The following is a 17,135-nucleotide window of genomic DNA, read 5'->3' on the forward strand; positions in this document are numbered from 1 at the left end:
GTTCAGGCCCTGGTCCGCAGCCGGCGCGCGGCCAGGAGCCACAGCAGCACCCACGGCTCGCCCAGGACCCGGTACGCCACGCGGCGGGGATGCAGGAGCAGGCGCCAGGCCCACTCCAGCCCCATCCTGCCAAGCCACCGCGGCGCCAGCTTCTGGACCCCGGCCAACTGCTCGATGGCGCCGCCCACGGCACAGTAGACGGCCGGGGGCATGTCGCGCAGCCGCCGCTGCAGCACGTCCTCCTGCAGCGGCATTCCCAGGCCAAGCAGGACCATCTGGGGCTGTTCACGGTGCAGCCATGCGACGGCGGCTTCCTCCAGGGCAGGACCCCAGCCTTCGCCGGGCAGGCCGGACACGCGGGCGCCCGGAACGATCGCCTTCAGCCGGCTGACAGCTCCGGCGTTCGCGTCCGGACCGGCCCCGATCACGGCGATCCGTTCCAGCCCCCGGACCTGGTTCAGGGCCGGCAGCCAGTCGGTGGAGCCCAGCCGGTAGTCCATGACCGGACCGTCGGCGTTGCCGGTCCTCCCCCAGAGCCACAGCACCGGCGCCCCGTCCAGGAGCACCACATCGCTTTCCTCGTAGAGGCGGCGGAACCCGGCGTCGGACAAGGCCAGCGTGACGCTGTGCAGGTTGTGGCCCAGGACGGTGCGCGTGGAACCTTCCGCCACGTAGCTGCTCAGTTCCGCAACCAGTTCAGGCACCCGCAGCGGAGTGGCATGGACGTCCAGGACGGGAATGCGCTGGCGCTCCAGCGTCATCAAGGCTGCGGGTCTCCGGCCGGCGTGGCGGGTTCCGCTGCTGTACCCGTGACCGCGGAGGAGCCGGACGCAGCAGGCGCGGACCCGGCGTCGTTCCCGTCCTCCCCTGCCGCGGGCTGCGCCGGTGCCGCTTCCTTCTCCGCCATAGGGATTTCACCCAGGCCCAGGACGCCCGGGACGTGCTCGCGCAACCGGTCCAGGCTCACTGCCCCGTTGCGCACCACGCGCAGGATGGGGCCGGTGGCATCCACGATGGTTGACGGCACGCCGGCTTCGCCTTCCAGTGGGCGCGGGCCGCCCTCCAGGTAAACCTCCACCGAGTCCGCCAGCTGTTCCCGCGCCGCTGCGGCAGTCTGCGCAGGGGCCTGGCCGGTGCGGTTGGCAGAGGAAACGGCCAGCGGGCCCGTCAGGGTCAGCAGTTCCAGGGCGACCTCGTCGGCGGGCATCCGGAGCGCCACCGTTCCCTTGGTTTCGCCCAGGTCCCAGTCAAGGGACGGCTGGGCGTGCAGGATCAGGGTCAGGCCGCCGGGCCAGAAGGCTTCTGCCAGCTTGCGGGCTTCGGCCGAAACCTCGGTGGCCAGGCCGTCCAGGGCGTTGATGCGGGGAATCAGGACAGGCGGGGGCATGGTGCGGCTGCGCCCCTTGGACACCAGCAGCATGGTGACGGCCTGCGGCGAGAACGCGTCTGCGCCGATGCCGTAGACGGTGTCCGTGGGCAGCACGACGCACTTCTTTTCGCTGATGGCGCGCTGGGCATGTTCCAGGCCGCGTGCCCGTTCGTCGTCAATGGTGCAGTCATAAGTAGTGGTCACTGGCCCATTCTTTCATTCCGTATGGCCTGGTCCGCGAGCACGGCACTTGTGGCGCGCTCCTTGCCGTTGAGGTCCAGGTGCGTCGTGATGGCTGTCCAGGATCCGGTCCTGGCAAGCATGGCGGCTATCCAGCCGGACTGGACTTCCGCGTGTTCCATGACGAAGTAGCCGCCGGGACGCAGCAGCCGGGCAGCGGAGGCGGCCGCCGCCGTCGGAAGTTCCATGCCGTCGGCTCCCCCGCCGTACAACGCCTCGGGCGGGTCGTGCAGGGCCACTTCCGGTTCGTTGGGGATGGCCTCGGCGGGGATGTAGGGCGGGTTGGAAACCACGACGTCGACTGTCCCGTTGAGTTCCGGAAAGGCGTCGCGCAGGTCCCCCAGGACCAGGTTGACGCCCAACGGTGCCAGGTTTTTGGCCGCCCAGGCGTGCGCAAACGCGCTGAATTCGACGGCGTGGACCTCGGCGCCCGGTACCTCGTTCGCAATGGATCCGGCAATGGCGCCGGAACCGGTCCCCAGGTCCACGATCCGGGGCCATTGCATGTCCTTGACGTGGTCGATGGCCAGCTGGACGACGGATTCGGTCTCCGGCCTCGGGATGAACACCCCGGGCCCCACGGCCAGTTCAAGGTAGCGGAAGTGGGCGACGCCGGTGATGTGCTGCAGCGGAGTCCTGCCGGCGCGTTCGGCCACGAGGGCTTCGTAGCCTTCCGGTGCCGGCGCATCGCCGAGCATCATGGCGCGAAGCCGGCCGAGCCCTACGTTCAGCAGGTGGTCCGCAAGCAGCTCCGCGTCCACGCGCGGGCTGGGAACGCCGGCGTCCCGCAGGATGGCGGTGGCCTCGCTGACGGCATCAGCGAGCGACTGGCCTGGCCCGAATGTCATGTCCTGTATTTCGTGTCCTGATGGTGCGCCGGGCGGACTAGTCGCCGATGGCGTCCAGCCGCGCCTGCTCGTCCATCTCGATGGCGGACTGGATGACCGGCTCCAGGTCCCCGTTCATGACCTGGTCAAGGTTGTAGGCCTTGTAGCCGGTGCGGTGGTCCGCGATCCGGTTTTCCGGGTAGTTGTAGGTGCGGATGCGCTCCGAACGGTCCATGGTGCGGATCTGCGACTTCCGCTGGGCCGAGTTCTCGGCGTCGATCTGCTCCTGCTGGTGCGCCAGGATGCGTGCCCGCAGGACGCGCATGCCGGCCTCGCGGTTCTGCAGCTGTGATTTCTCGTTCTGCATGGCCACCACAATGCCGGTGGGAAGGTGCGTGATGCGGACGGCGGAGTCGGTGGTGTTGACGGACTGCCCGCCGGGGCCCGAGGAACGGTAGACGTCGATCTTGAGGTCGTTGGGGCTGATCTCGAGTTCTTCGGGCTCGTCAACCTCGGGCAGGACCAGCACGCCGGCAGCGGAGGTGTGGATGCGGCCCTGGGATTCGGTGACGGGCACGCGCTGGACGCGGTGCACGCCGCCTTCGAACTTCAGCCGTGCGTACACGCCCTCGGCGGGGTCGTTGGAGTTGCCCTTGACCGCCACCTGGACGTCCTTGTACCCGCCGAGGTCCGATTCGGTGGCGGAGATGATTTCGGTCTTCCAGCCGCGCGACTCGGCGTACCGGGTGTACATGCGCAGCAGGTCGCCGGCGAACAGCGCGGCCTCGTCGCCGCCCTCACCGCCCTTGACCTCAAGGATCACGTTGCGCGCATCGTCAGGATCCCGGGGAATCAGCAGGCGGCGCAGCTTGGCCGCGGCAGTCTCCATCGCGGCTTCGAGTTCAGGCACCTCGGCGGCGAACTCGGGGTCCTCGGACGCCATCTCCTTGGCGGCGGCAAGGTCATCACGGATGCCTTCCCACTTGTGGTAGGCCTCGACAATGCCATTGAGCTGAGCCGACCGCCGCCCCAGTTTCCGGGCAAGCCGCTGGTCAGCATAGACAGCAGGATCCCCCAGCTGCGCCTGGATGGCATCATGCTCATCAAGCAGGCCCTGTACGGACTCAAACATTTAAAACCTCTTTCGACTTGTACAAGTCTAGTTTCGCCGGGTGGCTGGTAGGACACGCCAAAGGGCGGGGCCCGCAGATTATGCGACGGCCCCGCCCCTGACTCAGCTACTTGTCGTTATCCGACTTCGCACCAAGCGTCGTCTTCTGGACCTGCATGAGGAACTCGACGTTGCTCTGGGTTTCCCGGATCTTGTTGGTGAGCAGTTCAAGGCTCTGCTGGGTCTCGAGTCCGGAGAGGACGCGGCGCAGCTTCCACATGATCTTGACTTCCTCGGGGGAAAGCAGGTTTTCCTCGCGGCGGGTGCCGGACGCGTTGACGTCCACGGCGGGGAAGATGCGCTTGTCGGCCAGCTGGCGGGACAGGCGGAGCTCCATGTTGCCGGTGCCCTTGAACTCTTCGAAGATGACCTCGTCCATCTTGGATCCGGTCTCCACGAGGGCGGTGGCCAGGATGGTCAGCGAGCCGCCGTTTTCGATGTTGCGGGCGGCACCGAAGAAGCGCTTGGGCGGGTAGAGGGCTGCGGAGTCCACACCACCGGACAGGATGCGGCCGGAGGCCGGTGCTGCCAGGTTGTAGGCGCGGCCCAGGCGGGTCATGGAGTCCAGGAGGACCACCACGTCCATGCCCATCTCCACGAGGCGCTTGGCGCGTTCGATGGAGAGTTCGGCCACAGTGGTGTGGTCGTCGGCGGGACGGTCGAAGGTGGAGGCGATGACCTCACCCTTGACGGTGCGCTGCATGTCCGTGACTTCTTCGGGACGTTCGTCCACCAGCACCATCATGAGGTGGACCTCAGGGTTGTTGGTGGTGATGGCGTTGGCGATGGACTGCAGGATGAGCGTCTTGCCGGCCTTGGGCGGCGAAACAATCAGGCCGCGCTGACCCTTGCCGATCGGGGCCACCAGGTCAATGACGCGGGGGCCGATCTTCTTGGGGTCCGTCTCGAGGCGCAGGCGCTCGGAGGGGTACAGCGGGACGAGCTTGGCGAATTCGACGCGGTCCTTGAGTTCCTCAGGCGTCTTGCCATTGACGGAAGTGACGCGGACAAGGGCGTTGAACTTCTGGCGGGCGGACTGCTGGCTGCGGTCCTCGCCGTCACGCGGTGCACGGATGGCGCCGACCACGGCGTCGCCCTTGCGCAGGTTGTACTTCTTGACCTGGGCGAGGGAGACGTAGACGTCGTTCGGGCCCGGCAGGTAGCCGGAGGTGCGGATAAACGCGTAGTTCTCCAGGACGTCCAGGATGCCGGCGACGGGCAGCAGCACGTCGTCTTCGGTGATTTCGACGTCGTCCACGTCCGGGCCCTGGTTGCGGCCACGGCGGCGGTCGTTGCGGTCGCGGAAGCGGTCGTTGCGGGAGTTGTCCCGGTCCTGGCCACCGGAGCGGTCGTTGCGGTCGTTCCGGTCGCGGCGGTTACGGCGGTTGCGGCGGCTTCCGCCGTCGCTGTCATCGTTGTCGCGGTTGTCCCGGGCACCTTCACGCTGGGCACCTTCACGCTGGCCGGCGTCGCGGCTGCCGCTGTTGTCACGGCCGCCGTCCGAGTCGCGGGAGGTGTTGTCACGGCCGCGGGTGCGGCCGCCTTCACGGCGTTCGGTGCGCTGGCCGGCGTCGCCTGCTTCGGTTGCGGGGGCTTCGGTGCGCTGCTCGGTTGAACGCTGCTCCGTTGAACGCTGCTCGGTTGAACGCTGTTCCGTGGCGGGCTGTTCTGCCGGGGTCTCGGCCGGGGCTTCCTGGACGGCGGCAGCGGCTTCGCTGCGGCGGCGGTTGCGGGTGCGCGGCTGGCGGCGCTCAGGGGCGCCTTCAGTGGCCTCCGCAGTTTCCGCAGGGGCGGCCGACGGCGCCTCGACGGTGGCGCCGGCAGGTGCGGCGGGGGTTTCCACAAGGGGAGCTTCGGTTGCCGGGGAAACCACGCCGTCACTGACGGCGCGGCGGCTGCGGCCGCGTCCACGGGCACGGGTGCCTTCCGCGGCGGGAGCTTCGGCGGCCGGGGCCTCCGGAGCGGAAGCCGGTGCAGCTGCGGCCGGGGCCACGGCGGATTCCGTAGCCTTTGCCGCAGCCTTTGCGGGGGCCTTGGCAGTGAGTGTTCCGGCACGGTGGGCGGAAATGGCCGAGACCAGGTCCCCCTTGCGCATGCGGGATCCACCCGAGATACCGAGCTGGCTGGCGAGAGCCTGCAGCTGGGCGAGCTTCAGGCCGGCAAGGCCGCTGCTCTTGGCGGTTGCGGCCGGTGATTCGGCAGCAGAAGTTGAGTGTTCCACAGCTGGCGACAGCTCAGTGGTTTCGGTCACGAAGGATCCTTCCCCCTCGACGGCGTCCAGACTGGGAGCTGGGCGCGATGATTTGATCTGGGCTGCAGTTCAGATCTGCAGCCGGGATTTCGGCCTTGCCGGTTGGATTTCGGCCAGCAGGGCCGGATACTGATTCACCTTGCACTGCGCCCATGGCGCAGCGCCGGACTGACGGTTCAGGGGCAGTTGAATGCTGCAGATTCCTGCGACAGACCAAGCAGGCGGCACCGGAATACATTCACAGTCGTAGATCAAATAGCAACTGAATGCAGGAGCAGATCAGATAGGCGGAATTACCGCCGGTGCAGTTCAACCTTAGCACCTTCAACGTCCACTGCGAGCTTCAGGACGCGCCAGCCGATGTCCGGCGTGTTCTCCGCCGTGTAGGCCTTGATGAAGGCGAGGGCCTTGCCTGCCTGGTCTTCACCGTTTGCCAGCACCAGGACGGTGGGCCCGGCACCGGAAACCACGGCCGCGTAGCCCGCTTTGCGGAGTGCGCCGATCAACGCGGCACTGGGCCGCATGGCGTCCGCGCGGTAGCTCTGGTGCAGGTAGTCCTCGGTGCCCGGCAGCAGGAATTCGGGGTTCTGCGTCAGCGCGTGGATCAGCAGCGCCGCCCGGCCGGAGTTCATGGCGGCAGCGTGGTGTCCCACAGATGCCGGCAACAGGGCGCGGGCTGCCTCGGTGGAGAGTTCGTAGTCAGGTACCGCCACGATGGGGATGACGGACGTGGCCACCGTGGCACTGGTGCTGCTGTACTGCTCACTGTCCTGCCATGACAGCGCCAGGCCGCCGAAGATGGCGGGTGCCACGTTGTCCGGATGGCCCTCCAGTTCACTGGTGAGCTGGAGGATCCAATCCTTTCCGCGCTGGTCCCCGGCCGGCACCATGGCATTTGCAGCCGAAACTGCGGCCACCACCGCTGACGCGGATGAGCCCAGCCCCCGGCCGTGCGGGTTGACGTTGTCCGCAACCACCCGCAGTCCGCCGTGCCGGTAGCCCAGCCGCTCGAAGGCCGCGTCCATGGCGCGGACCACCAGGTGGCTGGCATCCCGCGGCAAAGTGTCCGCGCCCTCGCCGCGGAGCTCAAACACGAGTTCATCCGTGTCGAGGCTTTCCACGGTGAGGGTGTCATGCAGGGCCAGAGCGAGCCCCAGGCTGTCGTAGCCCGGACCGAGGTTGGCGCTGGTGGCGGGCACCCGGACGCTGACGCGCTGCCCGGGCTCGATCAGGTGCAGTCCGACAGTGGCCTGCGAGGTGGTGTCCAAGGCTATTTTTCTTCCAGTCCCAGCTCAGCGGCGACAGTAACCACGTCATTCGGTACCTTGACGGGCTGGACTTCGCTGCCGTCTTCCGTGCGCAGGGCCCACTGGGGGTCCTTCAGGCCGTGCCCGGTGACGGTGATGACGATGGTCTTGCCGCTGGGAACCTCGCCGGCGGCGTGCTTCTTGAGCAGGCCCGCCACGCCGGCAGCGGAGCCGGGCTCCACGAACACGCCTTCCCTGGCCGACAGCCAGCGGTGGGCGTTCAGGATTTCCTCGTCGGTGACGGCATCGATGAGTCCACCGGATTCGTCACGTGCCCCTACGGCCCCGTCCCAGGAAGCGGGGTTTCCGATGCGGATGGCCGTGGCGATGGTGTCCGGCTCGGTGATCGGGTGGCCCGCCACGAACGGTGCTGCCCCGGCTGCCTGGAAGCCCCACATGGCGGGCGTCCTGGTGGCGACGGCGGGCAGGGTGCCGGCCGTGTCGGATTCGAAGGGGGCTGAATACTCCTTGTAGCCCTTCCAGTATGCCGTGATGTTGCCGGCATTGCCCACGGGCAGGACGTGGATGTCCGGTGCGTCGCCCAGGGCATCGACCACTTCGAAGGCGCCGGTCTTCTGGCCCTGGATGCGGGCAGGGTTGACGGAGTTGACCAGGAAGACGGGGTACGACTCCCCCAGCTTGCGGGCGATGTCCAGGCAGTTGTCGAAGTTGCCATCCACCTGCAGGAGGGTGGCGCCATGGGCGATCGCCTGGCTCAGCTTGCCCATGGAGATCTTGCCCTCGGGCACCAGGACGGCGCACTTCAGGCCGGCGGCGGTTGCGTAGGCAGCGGCTGAAGCGGACGTGTTGCCGGTGGACGCACACACAACGGCCTTCGCACCGGAGGCTACCGCCGCGGTCATGGCCATGGTCATGCCCCGGTCCTTGAAGGACCCGGTGGGGTTCATCCCCTCCACTTTCAGGTAGACCTCGGAACCGGTGAGTTCTGAGAGCTTCTGCGCGTGGACCAGCGGGGTGCCGCCCTCCCCCAGGGTGATCACCCGGGTGGACTCCGTCACGGGCAGACGGTCAGCGTATTCGCGGATGACGCCGCGCCATTGGTGAGCCACTTAGACTCCTTCTACCCGCAGAACGGATGTAACTGAATTGATGACGTCCAGGCCCTTTACGGCCTGGACGGTGGCTGCAAGGGCAGCCTCTGATGCGCGGTGGGTGACAATCCGCAGTTCGGCCGACTCCACGTTGGATTCCGCATCCCGGTGGATGGTCTGCCGCATGATTTCGATGGAGACGCCGTGCTCGGCGAACAGCTGGGCGATCCGGGCAAGCACACCGGGCTGGTCTGCAACATCCAGGCCGATGTAGTAGCTGGTGGTGGCCGCTTCGATGGGCAGCGCCGGGACGTGGCCGGTGGTGGTTTCCGTGCGCTGGGGTCCGCCCAGGACCAGCCGGCGGGCGGCCGACACGAGATCGCCCATAACGGCAGACGCCGTGGGGGTTCCCCCGGCGCCCTGGCCGTAGAACATCAGCTCGCCGGCGTTTTCCGCTTCGATGAACACGGCGTTGAAGGCACCGCGGACCGCGGCCAGCGGATGTTCGCGCGGCAGGAGGGTGGGGTGGACACGGACGGACACGCCTTCCTCACCATTGGCGTCGGTCAGCTTCTCCGCGATGGCCAGCAGCTTGATCACGAAGCCGGCGTCCTTCGCCGCGGCGATGTCGGCAGCGCTGACGTTGGTGATTCCCTCGCAGTGGACGTTCTCCAGGGCGAAGCGGGTGTGGAAGGAGAGCGAGGCCAGGATGGCGGCCTTGGCGGCGGCGTCGTGGCCTTCGACGTCGGCCGTGGGGTCGGCTTCCGCGTAGCCAAGGCGCTGGGCCTCGGCGAGGGCGTCCGCGAACTGGGCACCGGTGGAATCCATCTGGTCAAGGATGAAGTTGGTGGTGCCGTTGACGATGCCCAGCACCCGGGTGATCCGGTCGCCCGAGAGGCTGTCGCGGATGGGGCGGAGGATGGGAATGGCACCGGCCACGGCAGCTTCGTAGGAGAGCTGGACGTGGGCCTTGTCAGCCTCTTCGTAGAGGGTGGGGCCGTCCTGGGCCAGGAGCGCCTTGTTGCCCGTCACGACGCACGCGCCGTTGCGCAGGGCGGAGAGGATCAGGGTGCGGGCCGGTTCGATGCCGCCCATCAGTTCGATGACCAGGTCGGCGTCCTTGACCAGGGTGTCGGCGTCGGTGGTGAAGAGCTCCTGCGGCAGGTCAACGTCGCGCGGGGCGTTGACGTTGCGCACGGCGATGCCGCTGAGCTGCAGGCGGGCACCTGTCCGGGCGGCAAGGGCATCGGCGTCCTCAAGGAGGATCCGCGCAACCTGGGCCCCAACGTTGCCACAGCCCAGCAGGGCTACTTTCAGCGTTCGCATTTCCGTCATTCAGGCTCCCATGTCGCGGTTCAGCAGGTCTTCTTCGGTTTCCCCGCGGACAATCAGCCGGGAAGATCCGTCGCGCACCGCGACAACGCCCGGCCGGGCCAGATAGTTGTAGTTGCTCGAGAGGGCCCAGCAGTAGGCGCCGGTTCCCGGTACAGCAAGCAGATCACCGGCTGCCACGTCCTCGGGCAGATATACATCTCTAACAACTATGTCGCCGCTCTCGCAATGTTTGCCCACCACGCGGGACAGCTGCGGCGCCGCGCCGGACGTCCGCGAGGCCAGAACGGCCGAATAATCCGCGTCGTACAGCACTGGCCGGGCGTTATCGCTCATGCCACCGTCAACCGAAACATACCGGCGGGGATACGTAACGTTGTTGCCCGCGTCACCGTCCGCGGAAGCCGCAGGGGCATCCACGCGGACCGTCTTCACGGTGCCCACCTCGTAAAGGGTGAACGTGGTGCTGCCCACGATGGCGCGCCCGGGCTCGATGGAGATGCGGGGCGCGTCAATGCCCAGCTCGGCGCAGGTGGAACGCACGACGGCGGCCATCGCCGTGGCGATTTCAGCGGCGGGGCGCGGGGTGTCCACCGGGGTGTAGGCAATCCCGTATCCGCCCCCGAGGTCCAGTTCCGGCAGGGTGATGGAGTATTTTTCCTGCATGGCGGCCAGGAAGCGAAGGAGCTTCTCGGCGGCCAGCGCGAAACCGTCCGGTTCGAAGATCTGCGACCCAATGTGGCAGTGCAGGCCCAGCAGTTCGATGCCGGGATGGGCTGTGGCCGCCGCCACTGCTTCCTCGGCGGCCGAGATCCCGGCCTCGTCAGTGGTGTCGGCTGCCATGGAGAGGCCGAACTTCTGGTCCTCGTGGGCAGTGGCGATGAACTCGTGGGTGTGGGCGTGCACGCCGGGAGTCAGCCGAAGCATGACCTTGGCCTGTTCACCGCGGGCCTCGGCGATGGTGCCCACCCTGTGGAGTTCGGCCAGGCTGTCCACCACGATCCGGCCCAGTCCCATGTCCAGGGCCCGGTGGATTTCGCCGTCGGACTTGTTGTTGCCGTGCAGCGCGACGTCCGCGCCGGGAATTCCGGCCCGGTGGGCCACGGCGAGTTCGCCGCCCGAGGCGGTGTCCAGGCGCAGCCCTTCCTCTTCCACCCAGCGGACCACCGCGGTGCAGAGGAACGACTTTCCGGCGTAGTAGACGTCCACTCCCCCGCAAATATCGGCAAAGGCATCGTTAAAGGCGTCGCTGAATGCCCTGGCCCGGGCACGGAAGTCGTTCTCGCTCATCACGAAAAGCGGGGTGCCGTACTGCCGCTGAAGCTCGCTGACGGGGATGCCGTCAATGCTGAGTTCGCCGTCCCCGTTGCGTGCCACGTCGCGGGCCCACATCGGTTCGTGGAGGGCATTGAGGTCGTCCGGAACCGTGAGCCACTCCGGGGCAAGCGGAGAAGCCTGGGCTGCTGTGTGCGTCACCGGGTCACATCCGTTCCGGCGCCGAAACGCCCAGCAGGTCGAGTCCGTTCGCCAGCACCTGGCTGGTGGCGTCGTTGAGCCACAGACGGGTGCGGTTGAGGTCGGTCACGGGTTCGTCGCCCATGGGGGCAATGCGGCAGGCGTCGTACCAGCGGTGGTAGGCCCCGGCGATGGCCTCAAGGTGCCGTGCCACGCGGTGCGGTTCGCGCAGCTCTGCTGCCTTGGCCACGATGGACGGGTAGCTGCCCAGGTAGGACAGCAGCTCGTTTTCCGTGGCGTGGTCCAGCAGCGAGGCGTCGAACGCGGAACGGTCCACGCCCGCAGCCACGGCATTGCGTGCGGCGCCGCGCGAGCGGGCATGGGCGTACTGCACGTAGAACACCGGGTTCTCGTTGCTGTGCTTCTTCAACAGGTCCGGGTCAAGGGTCAGCGGTGAATCGGCGGGGAACCGGGCCAGCGAGTAGCGGACGGCGTCCTTGCCCAGCCACTCGATCAGGTCCTTGAGTTCGATGATGTTGCCGGCGCGCTTGGACAGCTTGGCACCGTTGACGGACACCAGCTGGCCGATCAGGACCTCGATGTTGACCTCGGGGTCGTCACCGGCAGCGGCGGCAATGGCCTTGAGCCGGTTGATGTAGCCGTGGTGGTCGGCGCCCAGGAGGTAGATCTTCTCGGTGAAGCCGCGGTCCTTTTTGGACAGGTAGTAGGCGGCGTCAGCGGCAAAGTAGGTGGGCTCGCCGTTCGCCCGGACCATCACGCGGTCCTTGTCGTCGCCAAAGTCCGTGGTCCGCAGCCAGACCGCCCCGCCGTCGTCGAACACGTGGCCCTGTTCGCGAAGGCGGGCCACGGCACTTTCAATGGCGCCGGCGTCGTGCAGTTCCTGTTCGGAGAAGAAGACGTCGAACTCGACGCCGAAGTCCGCCAGGGTGGCCTTGATGTCCTTCATCTGCGCTTCATAGGCGGCGGCGCGGATGACCGGCAGGGCCGCCACTTCAGTGAGCTCGCGGATGTCCGGGTGGGCAGTGAGCACTTCGTGGCCCAGGTCCGCGATGTACTGTCCCGGGTAGCCGCCGTCCGGCACGGGAAGGCCGTGCAGCCGGTTGTAGACGGAGGTGGCGAAGGTGTTCATCTGCGAGCCGGCGTCATTGATGTAGTACTCGGCCGTGACGTCGGCCCCGGACGCCCGCAGCACGCGGGCGATGGAATCGCCCAGGGCGGCCCAGCGGGTGTGCCCGATGTGCAGCGGCCCGGTGGGGTTTGCGGACACGAACTCCATGTTGACGGTGTGCCCGGCGAGCGCCGTGTTGGTGCCGTAGTCCCCGCCGGCCTCGACAATGACCTTTGCCAGGGCGCCGGCGGCCGCGGCGTCCACCGTGATGTTCAGGAAGCCAGGGCCGGCGATGTCGACGGCGGAGACGCCGTCGATGGTCTTCAACCGGCTGCTGAGGAGGGTGGCGAATTCGCGCGGGTTGGTACCCGCCTGCTTGGCGAGTTGGAGGGCAATGTTGGTGGCCCAGTCGCCGTGGTCCCGGTTCTTGGGCCGCTCCACGCGCACCTCAGCCGGAATGGCTGACGCCGCAAGGTCAATATCACCGGCGGCGACGGCGTCTTTGAGGCAGGCGGATATGGCGAGGGAAAGTTCTTCGGGAGTCACCCCTCTAGACTACCGGGGGCCAGTGACAGCAAAGAATTTGGCGGCCTGGGCCGCCCTTCCGGCTCCATGGACGGGTGGGCCCGGCTCCGCGGTGAACCATTCCGGCCCATCCGGCGTTGACTAGACCGTAACCACTGCCGCACGGGATTGCGCAAAGACGGCATTGCGCAAAGAGACCGGTACAGCCCCAACAGTGAAACGAGAGCCTTCATGAGACCCTCCACCCCTCAAAGCCCCGCCATATCCAGCGCCGCGCTCCGCAAGGGTATCTTCGCCGGCCTTGCAGGCCTGTCCCTCGCAGGAACCGTGGCCGGCTGTGCACCATCCACGGCGGACAGCACCCCGGGCGCTGCGGGAAGCCCGTCCACTCCTTCTGCGGGTTCTTCCGCCCTGGCCGGCAGCGGCGGCAATTACAGAGACGGCACCTACAGCGCGGACGGGAACTACGTGTCACCCAACGGCACGGAAACGGTGGGCGTTCAGCTGACGCTCGCGGCGGGAAAGGTCACGGACGTGCAGATCACCCAGCACCCGTCCAATCCGAACACCCGCAAGTTCCAGGGCCAGTTCGCCGGTGGCATCGCTGCCCAGGTGGTGGGCAGGAACATCGATGAACTGAACGTTTCCAAGGTTGCAGGCTCCTCCCTGACCAGCGGAGGCTTCAACCAGGCCGTGGACAAGATCAAGGCGGAGGCGCAGTAGGCGGTGTCCGTCACGGACTGGGATCACTTCCTGTTCCAGGGGATCGGAACCGGCTGGGACATCACCACTCCCCTGCCGTTGCCCGCGTCCCTGCGCGCACGCGTGCTTAACACGGTTGAGAAGTTCGACGCCGACTGGTCCCGTTTCCGGGCCGACTCGCTGGTGTCGGACCTGGCACGGGAGCCGGGGCGTTATCAGTTTCCGGACGAGGCTGCTCCGCTGGGCGAGCTTTACAGCCTGCTCTACCGGGTGACCGGCGGCGCCATGACGCCGCTGATTGGCGGCAGCCTGGAGCGCCTGGGGTATGACGCAGCGTATTCGCTCCGGCCGGCCGGTCCGCCGCTGCCTGCGCCGGCCTGGGAATCGGTGCTCACGTGGTCCGGAACCGTCCTGACGGCCAGCGCCCCCGTGCTGCTGGACATCGGCGCCGCAGGCAAGGGCCTGCTGGTGGACCTCCTGGCCGCGGACCTGGCGGCCGCCGGCATCGGCGCCTTCGTCATCGACGCCAGTGGCGACCTGCTGGCCCGCGGGGCAGGACCCGTCAGCGTGGCGCTTGAACACCCCTACAACCCTGCACAGGCGATTGGGATGATCTACCTGGACGGTCGCGCCCTGTGTGCGTCGGCTGCCAACCGCCGCGCCTGGGGGGACGGACTCCACCACGTCCTGGACGGGACCACCGGGCAGCCGGTGCGGACCGCCGTCGCCACCTGGGCCTTGGCGGGGACTGCCATGGTGGCCGACGCACTCGCCACGGCCCTGTTCTTTGTTCCCGGCGCCACGCTTCAGGAAAGCTTTGATTTTTCGTGGCTGACCGTCTTTTCCGACGGCAGCGCCGCCTACTCCGCCGAATTCGAAGGGATGCTGTTCTCATGAGTCCCGTGGAAACACCGCACCCCCCGGCGCCGTCCCTGGCCGGCCGGATGGGGACCGCCGTGGGCAGGTTCACCATGTACCGGGTTGTCCTAACAGTCCTGGCGGTCCTGGCCGCCTACAGCATCCTGCTCAACATCCTGGGCTGGCTGACGTTCGGTATCCCGGAAATGCTCGCGCACCTGGCGCTGTGCCTGGGCTTGACCTACGCCTCCAACCGGGCGCTGGCGGCGCTTTTCCGGGTCAACCCCCACACGGAGTCCTCCCTCATCACGGGGCTGCTGCTGTATTTCCTGTTCTGGCCGTCCCTGCAGCCGCTGGACCTGGCCGGGGTGGCACTGGCATGCGTCCTGGCCTCCGCCTCCAAATATGCCTTGGCGTGGCGCGGCCGGCACATCTTCAATCCTGCCGCCGCCGGCGCCTTCGCCACCGGCCTCACCGGGCTGAATATCGCTACGTGGTGGGCGGCAACTCCTGCCATGCTGTGGCTGCTGGTGCCGGGCGTGCTGCTGGTCCTGTACCGGACCCGCAAAGTGCTGATGGCATCCATGTTCACGCTGGTGGCCACCGCCATCATCACCCTTGAACTGCTTCGATCGGGCATGACGGCGGGCATGGGCATCTACCAGGCCCTGGCGCAGCGGCCGGTCCTGTTCTTCGTGGGATTCATGCTGACCGAGCCCCTGACCCTGCCGCCCCGCCGCAGGCACCAGCTGGCGCTGGCCGCCGTGGTGGGAGTGCTCTTCGCCGTCCCCTGGAACCTGGGCCTGTTCGCCAACTCGCCCGAGGCAGCCCTGCTGGCAGGCAACCTGCTGGCCTTCCTGGCAGGGCAGCGCGGGGCCGTGAAGCTCCGGTTCACCGGCACCCGGCAGCTGACGCCCGCCACCACCGAGTTCACGTTCAACCCGGCCCGGCCGGTGCGCTTCCTTCCGGGCCAGTACATGGAACTGGACCTGCCGCACGCCAGGCCGGACGGCAAGGGCCGACGCCGGGTGTTCAGCCTGACAAGCCCACCGCGGGAGCGGCTGGTGAAGTTCGCCGTGCGGACGGCCGGTCCCTTGTCTGCGGCAAAGGAGGCGCTGCTGGCCCTGCGGCCGGGCGACGAAGTGGCAGCCACGGCGGTGGGCGGCGACTTTGTCCTGCCGCGCGATCCGCACCGGCCGGTCTTGCTCATCGCGGCGGGAATCGGCATCACGCCCTTCGTTTCATACCTGTCCTCCGGGGGCCTGCGGGAGCGGGACGCCGTGCTCCTGCTCCTGGCCCAAAGCGCAGGGGAAGTGGCCTACGCGGAGGAACTCCGGGACGCCGGCATCCGGGTGCTGGTGCGGTTGGCGGACGGTTCCCGGCCGCCCTCCGGCCTGGCCTCCGCTGCCGCAAACACCGGCCCGGGAGCCCGGCTGGACGGAGGGGCCCTTGCGGCGCTCGTGCCGGACATCGCCGCCCGTGACGTCTATGTTTCGGGGTCCCCGGCAAGCGTTGCATCGCTCCGCCGGGCGGCGAAGAGCGCCGGTGCCCGCCGGGTCCGGACGGACTCCTTCGCCGGCTATTGAAACCGCTTCTTTGCCTGTCCATTCCTGGCCTTGGTGTCGGTTTTCCCTTGCGGGCCACCTTCCTGCTAAGCTCTAGGACGTCCCGCCGGGAACGGCAGGAAATACGGATTGCCCTCGTAGCTCAGGGGATAGAGCGTCTGCCTCCGGAGCAGAAGGTCGTAGGTTCGAATCCTATCGAGGGCACAGAAAACCCCCGCCGCTTCACTGAAGCGGCGGGGGTTCTTTCGTTTTCCGGCCTTTCCTGCTGCGCTGCGGAAGCCGCAGGATCAGAAATGCAGGGCAACCTCGTCAAGCGTGGCCAGGGTCAGCACGGCTTCCTCGACAGTTTCATGGTCTTCCAGCTCACGCTCGATCCGGCGCAGGACCACCGCCACTTCATGTTCGGGATGGTCCCCCTGCAGGTCCACGGCCGCAACCAGGTACAGCTTGCGGGGACCGACGAATTCCAGGTGCAGGTACGTGAGCCGCGCGATCTCGGGGTGCGCCAGCACCCGTTGCGCCATGGACCGTTCAATGTCGGGGGTGACGCCCTGGCCCACCAGGAAGCGCCTGTTGCGGTCGATCAGGACGACGGCGACGACGGCCAGCAGCACGCCGACCGCGATCGAACCGATTGCATCGGGCAACGGCGATCCGGTGACCTGGTGCAGGAACACGCCCACGAAGGCTATGACAAGGCCGATCAGCGCGGCAGCGTCCTCGGCGAAGACGGCGCGCAGGGTGGGATCGGAGCTGATGAGCACCTGCTCCATCGTGTGCCGGTCCAGCTCATGGGCCGCCTTCCTGGTCTGCCGGAAAGCCTGGACAAAGGAGATGCCTTCGAAGACGAAAGACACCGCCAGGACCACATAGGCCACCATGAAATCTGCGGCCGGCTCCGGCTCGATGATCTCCTGGATGCCATGCATGATGGACACCACCGCGCCGGCGGTAAAGAGTCCGAACGCGGCGAACATGGACCACACGTAGGCTTCACGGCCGTAGCCCATGGGATGGCTCTTGTCCCTGGGCCTGCCTGAACGGCGCTCGGCGAAGAACAGGAACACCTGGTTTCCTGTGTCCGCCCAGGAGTGGGCTGCCTCCGCTGCCATGGAGGCCGAGCCCGAAAGGACTGCGGCCACCGACTTCGCCACCGCCACGAGCGTATTGGCTACGAAGGCGATGATGACCGTGAGGAGGGTGGAGCCGGGCTTGTTGTGCTTTTCGGTGTCAGCCATGCGCCTACCGTACCCATCCGGGCCTGCTGCAGCACCCGGAAGCCAACCGAATTCGCGGCGGCCGCCTGCAGTCAATTGTCGGAGGCTCCTCTTAGGCTGAAACCACCTAGCTGA

At 67.5% G+C, this 17,135-nt stretch carries 14 protein-coding genes and 1 tRNA gene; 4 read left to right on the forward strand and 11 right to left on the reverse strand.

From position 1 onward, the window contains the following. Window positions 1–2 precede the first annotated feature (2 nt). The 10 genes from LDO86_RS12450 to argS all read right to left on the reverse strand — a co-directional run bounded on the left by LDO86_RS12450 (window position 3) and on the right by argS (window position 12,679). Window positions 3–761 carry a WecB/TagA/CpsF family glycosyltransferase gene (locus LDO86_RS12450; protein ID WP_018768411.1) on the reverse strand — a complete coding sequence of 253 codons (759 nt, stop codon included), beginning with the start codon at window positions 759–761 and terminating at the stop codon, window positions 3–5. Continuing rightward, the gene (locus LDO86_RS12455; protein WP_018768412.1) at window positions 761–1,573 is read right to left on the reverse strand and encodes an L-threonylcarbamoyladenylate synthase; all 813 of its coding nucleotides are present in this window, start codon (window positions 1,571–1,573) and stop codon (window positions 761–763) included. The genes LDO86_RS12450 and LDO86_RS12455 overlap by 1 nt, the downstream gene beginning before the upstream one ends. After that, window positions 1,570–2,457, reverse strand: coding sequence for a peptide chain release factor N(5)-glutamine methyltransferase (gene prmC, locus LDO86_RS12460; protein WP_018768413.1), 888 nt, complete (start codon window positions 2,455–2,457; stop codon window positions 1,570–1,572). Before prmC ends, LDO86_RS12455 begins: the two co-directional genes overlap by 4 nt. A gap of 37 nt (window positions 2,458–2,494) precedes the next feature. After that, window positions 2,495–3,568: a peptide chain release factor 1 gene (gene prfA, locus LDO86_RS12465; RefSeq protein ID WP_018768414.1), complete on the reverse strand. Its 1,074-nt coding sequence runs from the start codon at window positions 3,566–3,568 to the stop codon at window positions 2,495–2,497. Window positions 3,569–3,674: 106 nt separating this feature from the next. Next, window positions 3,675–5,858 carry a transcription termination factor Rho gene (rho, locus tag LDO86_RS12470; protein WP_018768415.1) on the reverse strand — a complete coding sequence of 728 codons (2,184 nt, stop codon included), beginning with the start codon at window positions 5,856–5,858 and terminating at the stop codon, window positions 3,675–3,677. Window positions 5,859–6,151: 293 nt separating this feature from the next. Then, window positions 6,152–7,126 carry a homoserine kinase gene (gene thrB, locus LDO86_RS12475; protein WP_018768416.1) on the reverse strand — a complete coding sequence of 325 codons (975 nt, stop codon included), beginning with the start codon at window positions 7,124–7,126 and terminating at the stop codon, window positions 6,152–6,154. Window positions 7,127–7,128: 2 nt separating this feature from the next. Continuing rightward, window positions 7,129–8,235 (reverse strand): threonine synthase, encoded by a 1,107-nt coding sequence (thrC, locus tag LDO86_RS12480; RefSeq protein WP_018768417.1) that lies wholly within the window; start codon window positions 8,233–8,235, stop codon window positions 7,129–7,131. Further along, the gene (locus LDO86_RS12485) at window positions 8,236–9,552 is read right to left on the reverse strand and encodes a homoserine dehydrogenase (RefSeq protein ID WP_018768418.1); all 1,317 of its coding nucleotides are present in this window, start codon (window positions 9,550–9,552) and stop codon (window positions 8,236–8,238) included. Further along, entirely contained in the window at window positions 9,553–11,025 is a 1,473-nt protein-coding gene (lysA, locus tag LDO86_RS12490) for a diaminopimelate decarboxylase (protein WP_018768419.1), read from the reverse strand. It abuts the gene before it with no gap. A gap of 4 nt (window positions 11,026–11,029) precedes the next feature. Beyond that, window positions 11,030–12,679 (reverse strand): arginine--tRNA ligase, encoded by a 1,650-nt coding sequence (argS, locus tag LDO86_RS12495; protein WP_018768420.1) that lies wholly within the window; start codon window positions 12,677–12,679, stop codon window positions 11,030–11,032. Window positions 12,680–12,889: 210 nt separating this feature from the next. Here argS and LDO86_RS12500 point away from each other — a divergent pair, with 210 nt between their 5' ends. The 4 genes from LDO86_RS12500 to LDO86_RS12515 all read left to right on the forward strand — a co-directional run bounded on the left by LDO86_RS12500 (window position 12,890) and on the right by LDO86_RS12515 (window position 15,987). Further along, window positions 12,890–13,381, forward strand: a complete 492-nt coding sequence (locus LDO86_RS12500; protein ID WP_051081309.1) for an FMN-binding protein — start codon at window positions 12,890–12,892, stop codon at window positions 13,379–13,381. Window positions 13,382–13,384: 3 nt separating this feature from the next. Continuing rightward, window positions 13,385–14,257 (forward strand): FAD:protein FMN transferase, encoded by an 873-nt coding sequence (locus tag LDO86_RS12505; RefSeq protein ID WP_018768422.1) that lies wholly within the window; start codon window positions 13,385–13,387, stop codon window positions 14,255–14,257. After that, the gene (locus LDO86_RS12510; protein WP_018768423.1) at window positions 14,254–15,804 is read left to right on the forward strand and encodes an FAD-dependent oxidoreductase; all 1,551 of its coding nucleotides are present in this window, start codon (window positions 14,254–14,256) and stop codon (window positions 15,802–15,804) included. Before LDO86_RS12505 ends, LDO86_RS12510 begins: the two co-directional genes overlap by 4 nt. 110 nt (window positions 15,805–15,914) lie before the next feature. Next, window positions 15,915–15,987: transfer RNA gene (locus LDO86_RS12515), tRNA-Arg, on the forward strand. Window positions 15,988–16,070: 83 nt separating this feature from the next. On the opposite strand, the gene LDO86_RS12520 is transcribed toward LDO86_RS12515, so the two are convergent. Further along, window positions 16,071–17,021 carry a cation transporter gene (locus LDO86_RS12520; protein ID WP_018768424.1) on the reverse strand — a complete coding sequence of 317 codons (951 nt, stop codon included), beginning with the start codon at window positions 17,019–17,021 and terminating at the stop codon, window positions 16,071–16,073. Window positions 17,022–17,135: the final 114 nt, after the last annotated feature.

The sequence above is a fragment of the Arthrobacter sp. StoSoilB19 genome (assembly GCF_019977275.1).
Taxonomy (GTDB): Bacteria; Actinomycetota; Actinomycetes; order Actinomycetales; family Micrococcaceae; genus Arthrobacter.

Excerpts from the sequence above, each read along its gene's own strand:
- prfA (WP_018768414.1), bottom strand. The coding sequence starts at position 3,568 with ATGTTTGAGTCCGTACAGGGCCTGCTTGATGAGCATGATGCCATCCAG.
- prmC (WP_018768413.1), bottom strand. The coding sequence starts at position 2,457 with ATGACATTCGGGCCAGGCCAGTCGCTCGCTGATGCCGTCAGCGAGGCC.
- LDO86_RS12500 (WP_051081309.1), top strand. The coding sequence starts at position 12,890 with ATGAGACCCTCCACCCCTCAAAGCCCCGCCATATCCAGCGCCGCGCTC.
- LDO86_RS12520 (WP_018768424.1), bottom strand. The coding sequence starts at position 17,021 with ATGGCTGACACCGAAAAGCACAACAAGCCCGGCTCCACCCTCCTCACG.
- LDO86_RS12485 (WP_018768418.1), bottom strand. The coding sequence starts at position 9,552 with ATGACGGAAATGCGAACGCTGAAAGTAGCCCTGCTGGGCTGTGGCAAC.
- LDO86_RS12450 (WP_018768411.1), bottom strand. The coding sequence starts at position 761 with ATGACGCTGGAGCGCCAGCGCATTCCCGTCCTGGACGTCCATGCCACT.
- LDO86_RS12510 (WP_018768423.1), top strand. The coding sequence starts at position 14,254 with ATGAGTCCCGTGGAAACACCGCACCCCCCGGCGCCGTCCCTGGCCGGC.